Source organism: Micromonospora sp. CPCC 205739 (assembly GCF_036906795.1).
In the GTDB taxonomy this organism is placed as follows: domain Bacteria; phylum Actinomycetota; class Actinomycetes; order Mycobacteriales; family Micromonosporaceae; genus Micromonospora.
The window spans coordinates 1-14,091 of the sequence record NZ_JBAKHS010000016.1 but is presented as its reverse complement, the minus strand read 5'-3'; the positions used below and the strand labels follow the sequence as shown (position 1 = coordinate 14,091).

The window sequence follows — 14,091 nt, the reverse complement described above, 5'->3', positions numbered from 1 at the left end:
TTTCCGCCCGGACGGGCGCACCGCCCCCGTCGGATGCCGTCACCGACAACCCAGACCAGTGTCGGTCCCGCTACTGTCGTTCCGCTATCGGATCGCTATCGCCTCGACGAGGCGTTCTGTCACCGGCGGGCTACGCTGCTGGAAGTTGCACCACGGCGTGCGGGGGAGCGGATGCGGTTCGGGATCCTGGGACCCCTGCGGGTCGGTGGCGGCGAGGCCACCGTGACCGCAGGTCGGGACCGGATCGTGCTCGCCATGCTGCTGCTACGCGCCGGTCGGGTCGTACCGGTGGAGGATCTGGTCGACGCGGTCTGGGAGGACCGTCCGCCGGCCACCGCCAAGGCGCAACTGCACAGTTGCGTCTCGCGGCTGCGGCAGCGGCTCGCCGGGCTCGGCCTGCCGCCCGACGTCATCGCCACCGACCCGGTCGGCTACGGCGTCCGCGTCGACCCGGCCGAACTGGACTTCGAGGTCTTCGCCCGGAAGGTCGAGGGCGCCCGAGCCGCGGACGCCGCCGGCCAGCCGGCCGAGGCACACCGGCGCTACCGGGAGGCGCTCGGGTTGTGGCGCGGGCCGGCGCTGAGCGGCATCGCGAGCCGGCCCGTGCGGCGGCGGGCGCAGACCCTCGACGAGCAGCGGCTCGCCGCCCTGGAGGAGTGCGTCGACGTCGAGCTGCGGCTGCGGCGGGCCGCCGAGCTGATCGACGAGCTGGCCGAGGCGGTGGACCGGCACCCGCTGCGGGAGCGACTGCGCGGGCAGCTGATGCTCGCCCTCGCCGCGATGGGACGGCAGGCCGACGCCCTCGCCGTCTACCGCGAGGGCCGGCGGATCTACGCCGAGGAGCTGGGCATCGAGCCCGGCGCGGCGTTGCAGGAGCTGCACCAGCGGGTGCTCGCCGGCGACCTGGCCGTGGGTGGGCCGGAGAGCCGCCCGGCCGTGCCCGTCCGGTCGTTGCCCAGGGCGATCAGCGACTTCACCGGCCGGCAGCAGACGATGGCCCGGCTGGCGAAGGAGATCGAGGAGGACGGGGCCCGCATCCACCTGATCGACGGGATGGCCGGCAGCGGCAAGACCACCCTGGCGGTGCACGTCGCGGCGGCCCTGGCGGACCGCTACCCGGACGCGCACCTCTTCGTCGACCTGCACGGGTACAGCGAACGGACCCCGGTGGCGCCCGCCGCGGCGGTGGCCACGCTGCTGCGCCGGCTCCGCGTGCCCGTGGAACGGATCCCGCTGGACCTGGACGACCGGCTCGCGCTGTGGCGCAGCGAACTGGCCACCCGGCGCGCCCTGGTGGTGCTGGACAACGCCGCCAGTGCCGACCAGGTGGCCCCGCTGCTGCCCACCGGCCCGGACTGCCTGGTGCTGATCACCAGCCGCCGTCGGCTGGTCGGCCTGGACGAGGGGCGGCCCTCGTCGCTGCCGGTGCTCGACCCGGAAGAGGGGATCGAACTGCTCGGCCGGGTGGCCGGCGAGGAGCGGGTCGCCGCCGAACCGCAGGCGGCGGCCGAGGTGGTGCGTCGCTGCGGGTACCTGCCGCTGGCGATCCGGCTGGCCGGCGCGCGGCTGGCGCACCGGCCCCGCTGGCGGGTCGCCGACCTGGCCGAGCGGCTGGTCACCGGGGGCGGGCCGCTGGTCGAGCTGGCCGCCGGGCAGCGTTCGGTGGGGCGGGCGTTCGCCCTGTCGTACGCCCAGGTGTCGCCCGCGGCGCAGCGGGTGTTCCGGCTGCTCGGCCTGCACCCGGGCGTACGGTTCGACAACCGGGTCGCCGCCGCCCTCGCCGAGCTGCCGCTGGCCGAGACGCAGGACCTGCTCGACGAGCTGGTCGACTCGCACCTGGCCGAGGAGGTGGAGCCGGGCCGGTACCGGCTGCACGACCTGATCCGCGAGTACGCCCGGCTGCTGCTCGCCGAGGCGGACCGGGCGGCCGAACGCCGGGACGCACTGACCCGCCTGCTCGATCACCACCTGCACGTGGCGGTGGCCATCGCGCGGACGTTGGAGCCGGTGGGCAGCCGTGGCACCCTTCCGGCCGTCACGCCGACCCGGCCCGATCTGGTGGCGGCCTGCGTGCCGTCGGGGCGGGCCTGGTTCGAGGAGAACCTGGCCGTGCTCACCGCCCTGGTGCGGCTGGCCGAGGAGGAGGGCCTCCCGACGCGGTGCTGGCAGCTGGCCCGGGCCTGCTGGCGGCCCAACTTCGACGGCGGTCACCTCGACGAGCTGATCGAGACCCACGCGATCGGCCTCCGGGTCGCCGAGAACCTCGGCGACGAGGTCGCCATCGCCATGATGTTGAACTACCTCTCCTCGGCGTACTACCGCCTGGCCCGCTTCCCGGAGGCGATCCGGCTGATGGAGGTGGCGCTGGACCTGCGCCGCCGGCTCGGGCTGCGGAGCGAGGTGCTCAGCACGCTGAGGAACCTCGGGGCCTCGTACGCGGGCAACGGTGACTACCGGCAGGGCAAGGCGAAGTTCGATGAGGCACTCGCGCTGATCACCGGTCTGGACGACGTGCCCGAGCTGACGAACCTGCAGAACAACCTCTGCGTAACGCTGCTCGGCTGGGGCCGGTACGAGGAGGCGCTGCGCACCGCCCGGCTGCACCTCGTGCTGGCCCGCCAGACGCAGGACATCCAGCAGACCACGCACGCCGTCGGGCACCTCGGCATGATCCGGCACCGGATGGGCGACGTGGGGCCCGCCCGCCGTCTCCTGCGGGTCGCGCTGTACCTCACGCGCCAGGCGGGCAACCGGTACGGCGAGGGGGAGGTGCGCAACGAGGTCGGCGTGCTGGAGCGCGAGGCCGGGCGGCCGGAGCGGGCGGCGGCCCTGCACCGGGAGGCCCTGGTGGCGATGACGGAGGTGGGTGACCGGATCGGCCAGTGCGCGTCGCGCAACCTGCTGGCCCGGGCGATCCTCGACCAGGGCGACCTCTCCAGCGCGCTGGACCTGCACCGACGGGTGCTCGCCGACGCCACCCGGCTGGGTGCCCGCTACGAGCAGGCGCGGGCGCTCGACGGGATCGCCCGCTGCCTGCGGGCCACCGACCCGGCCGGCGCCCGCTCGCACTGGATGCGGGCCCTGGCGCTGTTCCGCCAGGTCGAGTCGCCGGACCGGCACGAGGTCGCCCGGCTGCTGGCGGAGCTGGACTGAGCGATCATCTGCGAGTCGGCGGTGGGCGCGGCAGGATGGTACGCGTGACGACTCCAGAGGCAGTGGGTTACCGGATCGAACGCGACTCGATGGGCGAGGTGGAGGTGCCCGCCGAGGCGCTGTGGCGGGCGCAGACCCAGCGCGCGGTGCAGAACTTCCCGATCTCCGGGCGCGGCATCGAACCGGCCCAGATCAAGGCCCTGGCCCAGATCAAGGGCGCCGCCGCGCAGGTGAACGGGGAGTTGGGCGTGATCGGGGCGGACGTGGCCGCCGCGATCGCCGCCGCCGCCGCGCACGTGGCCGACGGCGGATACGACGACCAGTTCCCGGTCGACGTGTTCCAGACCGGCTCGGGCACGTCGTCCAACATGAACACCAACGAGGTGATCGCCACCCTGGCCGGCCGCGAGCTGGGCCGGGACGTGCACCCGAACGACGACGTCAACGCCTCGCAGTCCAGCAACGACGTCTTCCCGTCCTCCATCCACCTGGCCGCCACCCAGGCCGTGGTCGAGGACCTGCTGCCCGCGCTGAAGCACCTCGCCGGTGCGCTGGAGGAGAAGGCGGCGGAGTTCGAGACGGTGGTCAAGGCCGGGCGTACCCACCTGATGGACGCCACCCCGGTCACCCTCGGGCAGGAGTTCGGCGGGTACGCCGCGCAGGTCCGCTACGGCGTCGAGCGGCTGGAGGGGGCGCTGCCCCGGCTGGCCGAGCTGCCGCTCGGCGGCACCGCCGTGGGCACCGGCATCAACACCCCGATCGGCTTCGCCGCGCGGGTGATCGAGAAGCTGCGCGCCTCGACCGGGCTGCCGCTGACCGAGGCGCGCAACCACTTCGAGGCGCAGGGCGCGCGGGACGCGCTGGTCGAGACCTCCGGGCAGCTGCGTACCGTCGCCGTCGGGCTCTACAAGATGGCCAACGACATCCGCTGGATGGGCTCCGGCCCCCGCGCCGGCCTGCGCGAGCTGCACATCCCCGACCTGCAGCCCGGCTCGTCGATCATGCCGGGCAAGGTGAACCCGGTGGTGGCCGAGGCGATGCGGCAGGTCTGCGCGCAGGTGATCGGCAACGACGCGACCGTCGCCTTCGCCGGCTCGCAGGGCGACTTCGAGCTGAACGTGATGCTGCCGGTGATGGGCCGCAACCTGCTGGAGTCGATCCGGCTGCTGGCCGCGTCGAGCCGGCTCTTCGCCGACCGGCTGGTGGTCGGCCTGGTCGCCGACGCCGAGGTCTGCCTGGCGTACGCGGAGGGGTCGCCGTCGATCGTCACCCCGCTCAACCGCCACCTCGGGTACGACGAGGCCGCCTCGATCGCCAAGGAGGCGTTGGCCAAGCAGATCTCCATCCGTGAGGTGGTGATCGCCCGGGGACACGTCGACTCCGGCAAGCTCTCCGAGACCCAGCTCGACGAGGCCCTCGACCTGCTCCGCATGACCCACCCCTGACCCCCCGGCCGGACCCCCGTTTGCGGCGTGTTGGTGTCCCGCCGTCCGGACACCCCGACACGCCGCAAACGGTAGGTGGGTCAGCGGTCTTCCGGCATCGGATGGCCGCGGGGGACCCAGGCGAGGAACCGCCCGAAGAGGGTCGCCGGGTCCGGTCCGTCGTGCGGGTGGAGTCGGTACAGGTCGGCGGCCGCGTCGTGCAGCACCGCGCAGAGGTAGACGCTGAGCCCCACCCGGTCGTGGGCGTACTCGGCGATGAGGGCGAGGCGGGCCGTCGCGCAGGGCCAGGGCGCGGCGCACGTCCGGCAGAGCCAGAGCGGACGCAGTGGCAGATGCGAGTGCCCTGCGCCGCTCACCACCGGCCGCCGCCGGGCCGCCCGGACGGCGCGGAGGTGAGCTGACCGGCCGGTTCTGGTGGCGGCCCCGCCGCCGGCAGGGGCGTGCGCGAGGACCAGGGTCGCCGGGCGGACCGGGGCATGTGGACTCCCTACGAGGCTGAAACGGTTGCGTCGTCTCCCCCGGCCGGTGGGACCGCCCGGCCGGGGGAGCGGGCGGTCCCACGGCGACACGGGCGCTGCCGGAGGGTGGCCGCGCGGTGTCGCTCCGCACAGTCTGGTGATGAACCCACTACGTTCGGAAGGGTTCGCGGCCGTTCTCCGGAGATGCCGTGTGCTTCGGGCCCGGCCGGTCGGCGCGGCGCTGGAGTCGATCACCGGGGCGCTGGAGGGCGGCAGGGATGGCGGACGGGCGGATGACGGCGGCGGCCTTCCTCGTCGCCGAGCTGCGCCGGGCGCGGACGCGTCGGGGGTGGAGCCAGGACGAGTTGGCCAAGGCGGTCAACTACTCGGCGTCGATGGTGAGCGCGGTCGAGCTGGGCCAGCAGCAACCCACGGCCAAGTACCTGGAACTGGTCGACGAGGCCCTGGACACGGGTGAGCCTGGGAGCGGCCCTGCCGCAGCAGGAGTCGATCGAGCTGTTGAGGGAGATAGCCGAGTCATGGAACTGACCGGTGCCCGATGGCGAAAGAGCACCAGGAGCGATCAGGCGACGCAGTGTGTCGAGGTGGCGCTCAACCTGCCGGGCGTGGTCGGGGTGCGGGACAGCAAGGATGCGGCTGGTCCGGTGCTCACCTTCGACCCGTACGCCTGGCGGGCCTTCATGGCCGCGCCGCCGCGCTGACGTGAGCCCGCGCCGATGCCTATGATCGGGTAGCACTCTCCGACAACCGGCTCGGCGTGTCGTCTCGGTAACCGCTACCCGATCATGAAACCCGGAGCGGGAATATCGGTCGACCGGCGCGCGTGGGGGGCGGGATCATCGCGGCATGACCGGTGAGCTACTGCTGGAGACCGAGCGGCTGTGGCTGCGCCGGTTCACGCCGGACGACGTGGACAATCTGGTCGAGCTGGACAGCGACCCGGAGGTCATGCGCTTCCTGACCGGCGGCCGGCCCACCCCGCGCGCCACCGTGCGCGACGAGCAGTTGCCCCGGTTGCTGCGCCAGTACGACGCGCACCCCGGTCTGGGGCGGTGGGCGGCGGAGGATCGGGGGAGCGGCGGCTTCCTGGGCTGGTTCGCGCTCGACCCGTCCGACGACGGGACGCAGGCCGAGCTGGGCTACCGGCTGCGCCGGAGCGCCTGGGGGCGGGGGCTGGCCACCGAGGGCTCGCTGGCGCTGGTGCGGCACGCCTTCGACGCGGTGGGAGTACGGCGGGTCTGGGCCCAGACCATGACGGTCAACAGCCGGTCCCGGGCGGTGATGGAGAAGGTCGGCCTGCGGTTCGTGCGCACCTTCCACCTGCACTTCGACGACCCGGCTCCGGGGACGGAGCACGGCGAGGTGGAGTACGAGCTGCTCAGGAGCGAGTGGCCGCCTTCCTCGCCCGGTACGCGCTGACCGCGGCCCGGTTGCCGCAGCCCGCCTCGCAGAACCGGCGGGACCGGTTCTTCGACAGGTCGACCAGCACGTTCTCGCAGTCCGGGTGGGCGCAGGTCCGCAGCCGGCCCAGCTCGCCGGCGCGGACGAGGTCGGCCAGCGCCATCGCCGCCTCGACCGCCATCCGGGTGGCCAGCGGCGCGTCCCGGGGCACCGCGTGCAGGTGGTACGGCTGGTCGTCGTGCCGGATCAGCTGAGGCAGCGCGTGGGACTCGCGGAGCAGTTCGTTGACGATGGCGACGATCTCGTCGACGTCGGCGTGCCAGATCCGGCGCAGCCGGGGGCGCAGGTCGCGTACCGCGTGCAGCTCGGCCTCGGTGTGCTCGTGCCGGCCGGTCCAGCCGTGCGCGACGAAGAACCCGTCCAGCGCGGCGACGTCGGGCAGCCCCTCGCCGTCCGGGTCGTCGGTGTTGACCAGGGCGGCCGTGGCGATCAGCCCGCATTCGGTGTCATGAGCAAAGAGCAACTTGACTCCTGTCAGAGGCGGACGCTAGCGTCACCAGCATAAGCGTAGTTAGGTCATGACACCTGTGCCGGCGAGGAGAGCCCTATGCACCAACGAACCGCCGGCGCCGGCCTGGGTCTGGCCCTGCTCTCGGCCGTCACCTTCGCCACCTCGGGCACCTTCGCCCGCTCCCTGATCGAGGCCGACTGGTCGGCCGAGGCCGTCGTCGTCGCCCGGGTCGGGATCGCCGCCCTGGTGCTCGCCGTGCCGGCCGTGCTCTCGCTGCGCGGCAAGGGTGCCGTGCTGCGCCGCACCCTCGGCCCGGTGACCGTCTTCGGGCTGCTCGGCGTCGCCACCGCCCAGGCGTGCTTCTTCAACGCCGTGCGCTACCTGCCGGTCGGCGTGGCCCTGCTGCTGGAGTACCTCGGGATCATCCTGGTGGTGGGCTGGATGTGGCTGGTGCACGGCCAGCGCCCCCGCCGGCTCACCGTGGTCGGCTCGGTGGCCGCGCTGGCCGGCCTGGCCTTCGTGCTCGACCTGACCGGCGCGGGCCGCCTCGACCCGGTGGGCGTGCTCTGGGGGCTCGGGGCCGCGGTGGGGCTGGCCGGCTACTTCGTGCTCGCCGCCCGGGTCGACGCCGAGTTGCCGTCGGTCGCCATGGCCAGCGGTGGCATGGCGATCGGCGCGGCGGTCCTCGCGCTGCTCGGGCTGGTCGGGGTGCTGCCGCTGCGGGCCACCTTCGGCGAGGTGGACTTCGCCGGGCAGCGCACCAGCTGGCTGGTGCCGATCGTCGGGCTGTCGCTGGTGGCCGCGGTGATCGCGTACCAGGCCGGCATCGCGGCGACGCGGATCCTCGGCGCCCGGCTCTCGTCCTTCGTCGGGCTGACCGAGGTCATGTTCGCGGTGCTCATCGCCTGGCTGGTGCTGGGCGAACTGCCCACCGTGGTGCAACTGCTCGGCGGCACGCTGATCGTCGCCGGAGTGGCGCTGGTCCGCCTCGACGAGCTGCGCGGCGTCCGCGCCGAACGGTCGGAGACCCCGGCCGAGGAGCCCGCCCTGACGTGAGATGGTCGCTGCCGTGCTGACCGTGCTGGTGTTCGACGCCGACGAGACCCTGCTCGACCTGCGTCCGGCGGTCACCGGCGGGCTGGTGGCCGTACTCGAAGAAATGCGGAGGCTGACCCCGGCGGCGGCCGAGGTGTCGCTGGCGGACCTGGAGTCCGACTGGGGTGCGGTCTTCGGTGCGCTGAGCGCGGCCCCGGTGCAGGAGATCCGGCGGGCCGCGCTGGTCCGCTCCCTGGCGCGGGCCGACCTGGCGGAGCACCTCGACGAGGTGGCGGCGCTCTTCTTCGCCCGGCGGTTCGCGCTGACCCGGCCCTACGCCGACGTGCTACCCGCCCTCGCCACGCTGCGGCACGACTTCCGCCTCGGCTACGCCACCAACGGCAACAGCCGCGCCGAACGCTGCGGGCTGGCCGGCGAGTTCGCCTTCGAGCGGTACGCGCACGACGGCGGCCTGCCGAAGAAGCCCGACCCCGCGTTCTACGCGGCCGTCGTCGAGGCCGCGGGCGTGCCGGCGGAGCAGATCGCGTACGTCGGAGACTCGCTCGCCCACGACGTGGTCGGCCCGCAGCGCGCCGGCCTGCGCGGCATCTGGCTCAACCGGCTCGGTCTCCCGTGCCCGCCCGAGGTACGCCCCGACGCCGAGGTCGCCACGCTGGTAGCGCTGCCCGCCGCGCTCGCTCAGCTCCAGCTCAAAGCGCGATAAGCGTCCAATCCGGACGCCTGCCTGGCGGAACCCGCATCGGTGTTGTCCGGGCCCTTCGCCGTCCGGGGCGGGTCGCCGCAAACGGGGCGGATAAGCAGGGTCAGGAGAGGGCGGCGGCGATCGACCTGGCGGCGGCGAGCACCTGCGCGCCGACGGTGTCGGCGTCCAGCGGGGCCAGTGCCACCACCCCGACGCTCGCCTCCAGGCCCGGTACCCCGAGCACCGGCGCGGCCACCCCGTACGCCCCGGGTTGCAGCTCGCCGACGGTGCTCACCGGGTCGGCCACGCCCGAGCGGCCGGCGAGGATCGCCCGGCCGGCCGCCCCCCGCTCCAGCGGGTGCCGCGCGCCCGTCCGGTACGCCACGTGGAACGACGTCCAGCTCGGCTCGACCACCGCCAGCGCCACCCCCTCGCCGCCCTCGACCACCGTCAGGTGCGCGGTCGCGCCGGCCTGCTCGGCCAGCCGGCGTAGCGCCGGCAGCGCCCCCTCGGCGAGCAGCGGCTGGGCCCGCCGGGCCAGGTGCAGCACACCGGCACCCAGCCGCAGCCGGCCGTCGCCGTCCCGGCGCAGCATCCCGTGCCCGGTCAGCGCCCCGACCAGCCGGTAGACGGCCGCCCGGCCGATGCCCAGCCGGTTCGCCGCCTCGGTGACGGTCAGCCCGGCGGGAGCGTCGGCCACCAGGTGCAGCAGGCGCAGGCCCCGGTCCAGGGTCTGCGCCGTCTCCCCGGGGCGGGCCGCCCCGTCGCCGGCCGCCGTCGGGTCCCGTCGCGTCGCCCCGACGCCGATCCCTTGCGTCGCACCGGCACCGGGCCTGATCGCCGCGTCGCCGGGCTCGCCGGGCCTCGCCGTCGTCTCCACAGCACGCAGCGTACGACCCGGCTCCGGGCGACCCGGGGAAGCATGGGCGGCTACCCTTGTACGGTGACGCTACGCCTGTATGACACCGCCACCCGATCGGTGCGGGACTTCGTCCCGCGGGAAGCCGGCAAGGTGGGGGTCTACCTGTGTGGTCTCACCCTCCAGGCCCCGCCGCACATCGGCCACCTTCGCTCCGGCGTGAACTACGACGTGCTGCGCCGTTGGCTGCTCGCCGCCGGCTACGAGGTCACCTTCATCCGCAACGTGACCGACATCGACGACAAGATCCTGGTCAGGGCGATGGAGCGGGACCGCCCGTTCTGGTCCATCGCGTACGCCAACGAGCTGATCCTGGCCGAGTCCTACCGGGCGTTGAACGTGCTGCCGCCGACGTACGAGCCGCGCGCCACCGGGCACATCCCGGAGATGCACCAGCTGATCGCCCGGCTGATCGAGACCGGGCACGCCTACCCGGCCACCGACGGCTCCGGCGACGTCTACTTCGACGTGGCCTCCTGGCCGGCGTACGGGTCGCTGTCCGGGCAGTCGCCCGACGACATGCAGTCCGCCGGGGACGCCCCCGAGCGCGGCAAGCGCGACCCGCGCGACTTCGCGCTCTGGAAGGGCGCCAAGCCGGACGAGCCGGCCGACGCCTACTGGCCGTCGCCGTGGGGCCGGGGCCGCCCCGGCTGGCACATCGAGTGCTCGGCGATGTGCTGGCGCTACCTGGGCGCCGAGTTCGACATCCACGGCGGCGGGCTGGACCTGACGTTCCCGCACCACGAGAACGAGATCGCCCAGTCGCAGGCCGCCGGGCTGCCCTTCGCCCGGTTCTGGGTGCACCACGGCCTGCTCAGCATCGGCGGCGCCAAGATGGGCAAGTCGCTCGGCAACGCCCTCGACCTGACGTACGTCGACTCGCTCGGGGTCCGCCCGGTGGAGCTGCGCTACTACTACGCCGCCGCGCACTACCGCTCCCGGATCGACTACTCAGAGGACGCGCTGCGTGAGGCCGCGGTGGCGTACCGGCGGATCGAGGGCTTCGTCCAGCGGGCCGCCGAGCGGGTCGGTGGCGGCCAGCTCGGCGAGCTGCCGACCGGCTTCGTGGCGGCGATGGACGACGACCTGAACACCTCGGCCGCCCTGGCGGTGCTGCACGAGGTGGTCCGGGACGGCAACACCGCGCTGACCGCCGGCGACGATGTGACCGTCCGCACGACCCTGGCCTCCACGCGTGCCATGCTGGATATCCTCGGCGTCGACCCCCTGGACCCGGCGTGGACTGGCGGCGACCGCGCCGACGACCTGCGCGGCGTGGTGGACTCCCTGGTCGCGCTGGCCCTGGAGCAGCGTGCCCAGGCCCGCGTCCGCAAGGACTGGACCGCCGCGGACGCCGTACGCGACCAGCTGAAGCAGGCCGGTGTGGTGGTCGAGGACACCCCCCAGGGCCCCCGTTGGACTATTGGAGAGCAGGACTGATGGCCGGCAACTCGCAGCGCCGTGGCCGGCGACTGACGCCGAAGGCGGGTGCCCGCAAGGGCTCCGGCGGCAAGAACAAGGACGCCCTGGCGGGCCGGGGCAAGACCCTGCCCGCCGACGAGCGGCCCTGGCACAAGGCGTACTCGGGCACCGAGAAGCTGCCGCAGCGCACCGCCTGGAAGCAGGAGAAGGAGCGCCGCGCGGCGGCCGAGGAGGGGCGCGCCCCCAAGATCGGTCAGCCGGGCACCAAGGACACCACCTGGGGCCGCGGCGGCGGCCGGGGTGCTCCGGCGGGCCGTGGCACGGGCGGCCGGGGCGGCAAGCCCACCGGCCGGTCCGGTCCCCGGGTCGCGCCGGGCCGCAAGTCCACCCCGTCGAAGGACACCCCGGAGCTGCTGGTCGGGCGCAACCCGGTGCTGGAGTCGCTGCGCACCCAGGTGCCGGCGACCGCGCTCTACACGGCGCAGGGCATCGACGCCGACGACCGGGTCAACGAGATCATCCGGACCGCCGCGGACCGGGGCATCGCCATCCTGGAGGTCAGCCGGGCCGAGCTGGACCGGATGACCGGCGGGGTGCTGCACCAGGGCGTCGGCCTCCAGGTGCCGCCGTTCGCGTACGAGCCCTTCGAGGACCTGCTCGCCGCGTCGGTGGAGCACACCGCCCCGCTGCTGGTGGCGCTGGACGGGGTCACCGACCCGCGCAACCTGGGCGCGGTGATCCGCTCCGCCGCCGCGTTCGGCGCGCAGGGTGTCTTCGTACCCGAGCGGCGGGCCGCCGGGATCACCGCGACCGCCTGGCGGACCAGCGCCGGCGCGGCCGCGCGGGTGCCGGTCGCCCAGGTCACCAACCTGACCCGGGCGCTGAAGGCCTGCCAGGACGCCGGCTTCATGGTGGTCGGCCTGGACGCCGACGGCGAAACCGACCTGTACGACCTGGAGGCCGCCGTCGGCCCGCTGGTCGTGGTGGTCGGCTCGGAGGGGCGCGGGCTGTCCCGGCTGGTCGGGGAGACCTGCGACCTGACCGTCAGCATCCCGATGATCTCCGACGTGGAGTCGCTCAACGCCAGCGTCGCCGCCGCGGTCACCCTCGCCGAGGTGTCCCGCCGCCGCGCCGCCGAGGGCTGACCGACCCGCGCACGCACCGACGAGAAAGGGGCGGCCCGCCGACAGCGGGCCGCCCCTTCTTCGCGTACGTCAGATCCGCTTGCCGGTGACGGCGTGGAAGACGTGGCTACGGCCGGCGCGCGGCTTGACGAACACGGTGTCACCCATGTTCGGCATGGTGCGCCGGTCGGTGCGGACCACGAAGCGCTCGTCGAGGCCCTGGAGCGCGGCGTGCCCGTAGACGTTGGCGTCCGAGCCGAGGTCCTCGACCAGCTCGACCACGACCGGCATGCCGCCCTCGGTCGGGCTGACCAGGTCGCAGTCCTCCGGACGGAAGCCGACGGTCACCTTGCCGTCGCCGCCCTCGGCGCGGGCCGCGGCGACCTGCTCCCGGGTCAGCGGGATGTGCATCTCGGCGAAGGCGGCGCCCTGCTCGTTCAGCGGCACGGTCTTGATGTTCATGGCGGGGGAGCCCATGAAGCCGGCGACGAAGACGTTGGCCGGGGTGTCGTAGAGCGCGCGGGGGGTGTCCACCTGCTGGAGCACGCCGTCGAGCATGACCGCCACCCGGTGACCCATGGTCATCGCCTCGACCTGGTCGTGGGTGACGTAGACCGTGGTGATGCCGAGCTTGGCCTGCAGCGAGGCGATCTGGGTACGGGTCTGCACCCGGAGCTTGGCGTCGAGGTTCGACAGCGGCTCGTCCATGAGGAAGACCTGCGGCTCGCGGACGATCGCGCGCCCCATGGCGACCCGCTGGCGCTGACCACCGGAGAGCGCCTTCGGCTTGCGGTTGAGGTACTCCTCCAGCTGGAGCAGCCCCGCCGCCTCCTTGACCCTCCGGTCGATCTCGTCCTTGGAGGTCTTGCGCAGCTTGAGCGCGAACGCCATGTTCTCGTACACCGACATGTGCGGGTAGAGGGCGTAGTTCTGGAAGACCATCGCGATGTCGCGGGCCTTCGGCGGCAGGTGGGTGACGTCCCGGTCGTCGATGTAGATCGCGCCGTCGTCGACGTCCTCGAGGCCGGCGAGCATCCGCAGGCTGGTGGACTTACCGCAACCCGACGGGCCGACCAGGACGAGGAACTCCCCGTCGCCGATCTGGAGGTCGAGCTGGTTGACCGCGGGGCGTTCGGTGCCCGGGTAGATCCGGGACGCCTTCGCGTACGTGACCGTAGCCATGGTGGTGCGCTTCCTTTCACCGGCAGGAACGTGCCGGACGATCCGAGTGAAGGAGCGACCGGCACCCTCGGTGCCGGTCCATGGGCGACATCCCTGGGGGTGGCCGGAGCCGGCCGGGGGTGTCGTCCGTGTCACTGCACCGTAAACGGCTTTCGACACCCTGCCAAGACGGGGTACGACGGGTGGGATCGAATGCATACGCATTCCGGTCAGTCGGGCACTCCCGGGCATCAATCGCCACGACGTCGCCGCCCGGTAGGGCCGACGCGTCGGCCGCAGCGGTCGGGAAATTGACGTTTTCCGTGCTCGGGACACCTACCGAGCGGGATTTTCGGACACCAGTCGCTATGCTGACGTCGACACACGCGCCCCTGTAGCTCAGCTGGCCAGAGCACTCGCCTTGTAAGCGAGATGTCGCCGGTTCGATCCCGGCCGGGGGCTCCAACTCCACCAGGCAGGTTCCGACAGGCACTGCCGCGCGCGGACCGGTTGACAGCAACGCTGACAGCAGCCGCGTTCACGACGGCCGCCGGCCGGCGCAGCAGCGAAGTACTAGCTGCCTACAAACCTGATGACGTAAACGAATCACGAGTCACCGGTCGAGCGCCTTGCCCGGCCGCTTGCAGTCGAGGAGGAAGGACCGGGCTGCGGCGGCCCGCAGGCCGCCGCAGCCCGGTCACGTCAGGGCAGCTCCGACGGGCGGTAGCTGGTCGTTCC

12 protein-coding genes, 1 tRNA gene and 1 pseudogene are annotated in these 14,091 nt (G+C 73.4%); 10 read left to right on the top strand and 4 right to left on the bottom strand.

The window, feature by feature from the left end; translation table 11 throughout:
- The first annotated feature begins 171 nt into the window (after positions 1-171).
- Positions 172-3,153, top strand: coding sequence for an AfsR/SARP family transcriptional regulator (locus tag V6U88_RS21555; RefSeq protein WP_334455609.1), 2,982 nt, complete (start codon positions 172-174; stop codon positions 3,151-3,153).
- Between the two features lie 35 nt (positions 3,154-3,188).
- The gene (locus tag V6U88_RS21550) at positions 3,189-4,598 is read left to right on the top strand and encodes a class II fumarate hydratase (RefSeq protein WP_334455608.1); all 1,410 of its coding nucleotides are present in this window, start codon (positions 3,189-3,191) and stop codon (positions 4,596-4,598) included.
- An 80-nt stretch (positions 4,599-4,678) separates the two neighbouring features.
- On the opposite strand, the gene V6U88_RS21545 is transcribed toward V6U88_RS21550, so the two are convergent.
- Positions 4,679-4,954, bottom strand: coding sequence for a hypothetical protein (locus V6U88_RS21545; protein WP_334455607.1), 276 nt, complete (start codon positions 4,952-4,954; stop codon positions 4,679-4,681).
- A 380-nt stretch (positions 4,955-5,334) separates the two neighbouring features.
- On the opposite strand from V6U88_RS21545, the pseudogene V6U88_RS21540 reads away from it, so the two are divergent.
- From V6U88_RS21540 to V6U88_RS21530, 3 genes and pseudogenes are all read left to right on the top strand, one after another.
- A pseudogene (locus tag V6U88_RS21540) lies at positions 5,335-5,532 on the top strand (helix-turn-helix domain-containing protein); the annotation flags it as partial.
- 63 nt (positions 5,533-5,595) lie between these two features.
- The gene (locus V6U88_RS21535) at positions 5,596-5,778 is read left to right on the top strand and encodes a DUF397 domain-containing protein (protein WP_334455748.1); all 183 of its coding nucleotides are present in this window, start codon (positions 5,596-5,598) and stop codon (positions 5,776-5,778) included.
- Positions 5,779-5,923: 145 nt separating this feature from the next.
- Positions 5,924-6,496, top strand: a complete 573-nt coding sequence (locus V6U88_RS21530; protein ID WP_334455605.1) for a GNAT family N-acetyltransferase — start codon at positions 5,924-5,926, stop codon at positions 6,494-6,496.
- On the opposite strand, the gene V6U88_RS21525 is transcribed toward V6U88_RS21530, so the two are convergent.
- A complete protein-coding gene (locus V6U88_RS21525) occupies positions 6,456-7,001 on the bottom strand; it encodes a CGNR zinc finger domain-containing protein (protein WP_334455603.1) in 546 nt (181 codons plus the stop codon). The genes V6U88_RS21530 and V6U88_RS21525 overlap by 41 nt on opposite strands.
- An 84-nt stretch (positions 7,002-7,085) precedes the next feature.
- On the opposite strand from V6U88_RS21525, the gene V6U88_RS21520 reads away from it, so the two are divergent.
- A complete protein-coding gene (locus V6U88_RS21520) occupies positions 7,086-8,045 on the top strand; it encodes an EamA family transporter (protein ID WP_334455601.1) in 960 nt (319 codons plus the stop codon).
- Positions 8,046-8,058: 13 nt separating this feature from the next.
- Positions 8,059-8,748: an HAD family hydrolase gene (locus V6U88_RS21515; RefSeq protein WP_334455747.1), complete on the top strand. Its 690-nt coding sequence runs from the start codon at positions 8,059-8,061 to the stop codon at positions 8,746-8,748.
- 100 nt (positions 8,749-8,848) lie between these two features.
- Here V6U88_RS21515 and V6U88_RS21510 read toward each other — a convergent pair whose 3' ends face one another.
- On the bottom strand, positions 8,849-9,535 hold the full coding sequence (locus V6U88_RS21510; protein WP_334455746.1) for an IclR family transcriptional regulator: 687 nt from the start codon (positions 9,533-9,535) through the stop codon (positions 8,849-8,851).
- 135 nt (positions 9,536-9,670) lie between these two features.
- Here V6U88_RS21510 and cysS point away from each other — a divergent pair, with 135 nt between their 5' ends.
- Positions 9,671-11,086 (top strand): cysteine--tRNA ligase, encoded by a 1,416-nt coding sequence (cysS, locus tag V6U88_RS21505; protein ID WP_334455599.1) that lies wholly within the window; start codon positions 9,671-9,673, stop codon positions 11,084-11,086.
- Positions 11,086-12,213 (top strand): 23S rRNA (guanosine(2251)-2'-O)-methyltransferase RlmB, encoded by a 1,128-nt coding sequence (gene rlmB / locus V6U88_RS21500; protein ID WP_334455597.1) that lies wholly within the window; start codon positions 11,086-11,088, stop codon positions 12,211-12,213. The genes cysS and rlmB overlap by 1 nt, the downstream gene beginning before the upstream one ends.
- Before the next feature lie 69 nt (positions 12,214-12,282).
- Here rlmB and V6U88_RS21495 read toward each other — a convergent pair whose 3' ends face one another.
- Positions 12,283-13,374, bottom strand: a complete 1,092-nt coding sequence (locus V6U88_RS21495) for an ABC transporter ATP-binding protein (RefSeq protein WP_334455595.1) — start codon at positions 13,372-13,374, stop codon at positions 12,283-12,285.
- 367 nt (positions 13,375-13,741) lie between these two features.
- On the opposite strand from V6U88_RS21495, the gene V6U88_RS21490 reads away from it, so the two are divergent.
- Positions 13,742-13,818 (top strand) — tRNA-Thr (locus V6U88_RS21490).
- Positions 13,819-14,091: the final 273 nt, after the last annotated feature.

Excerpts from the sequence above, each read along its gene's own strand:
- V6U88_RS21555 (WP_334455609.1), top strand. The coding sequence starts at position 172 with ATGCGGTTCGGGATCCTGGGACCCCTGCGGGTCGGTGGCGGCGAGGCC.
- V6U88_RS21550 (WP_334455608.1), top strand. The coding sequence starts at position 3,189 with ATGGTACGCGTGACGACTCCAGAGGCAGTGGGTTACCGGATCGAACGC.
- V6U88_RS21535 (WP_334455748.1), top strand. The coding sequence starts at position 5,596 with ATGGAACTGACCGGTGCCCGATGGCGAAAGAGCACCAGGAGCGATCAG.
- V6U88_RS21530 (WP_334455605.1), top strand. The coding sequence starts at position 5,924 with ATGACCGGTGAGCTACTGCTGGAGACCGAGCGGCTGTGGCTGCGCCGG.
- V6U88_RS21520 (WP_334455601.1), top strand. The coding sequence starts at position 7,086 with ATGCACCAACGAACCGCCGGCGCCGGCCTGGGTCTGGCCCTGCTCTCG.
- rlmB (WP_334455597.1), top strand. The coding sequence starts at position 11,086 with ATGGCCGGCAACTCGCAGCGCCGTGGCCGGCGACTGACGCCGAAGGCG.
- V6U88_RS21495 (WP_334455595.1), bottom strand. The coding sequence starts at position 13,374 with ATGGCTACGGTCACGTACGCGAAGGCGTCCCGGATCTACCCGGGCACC.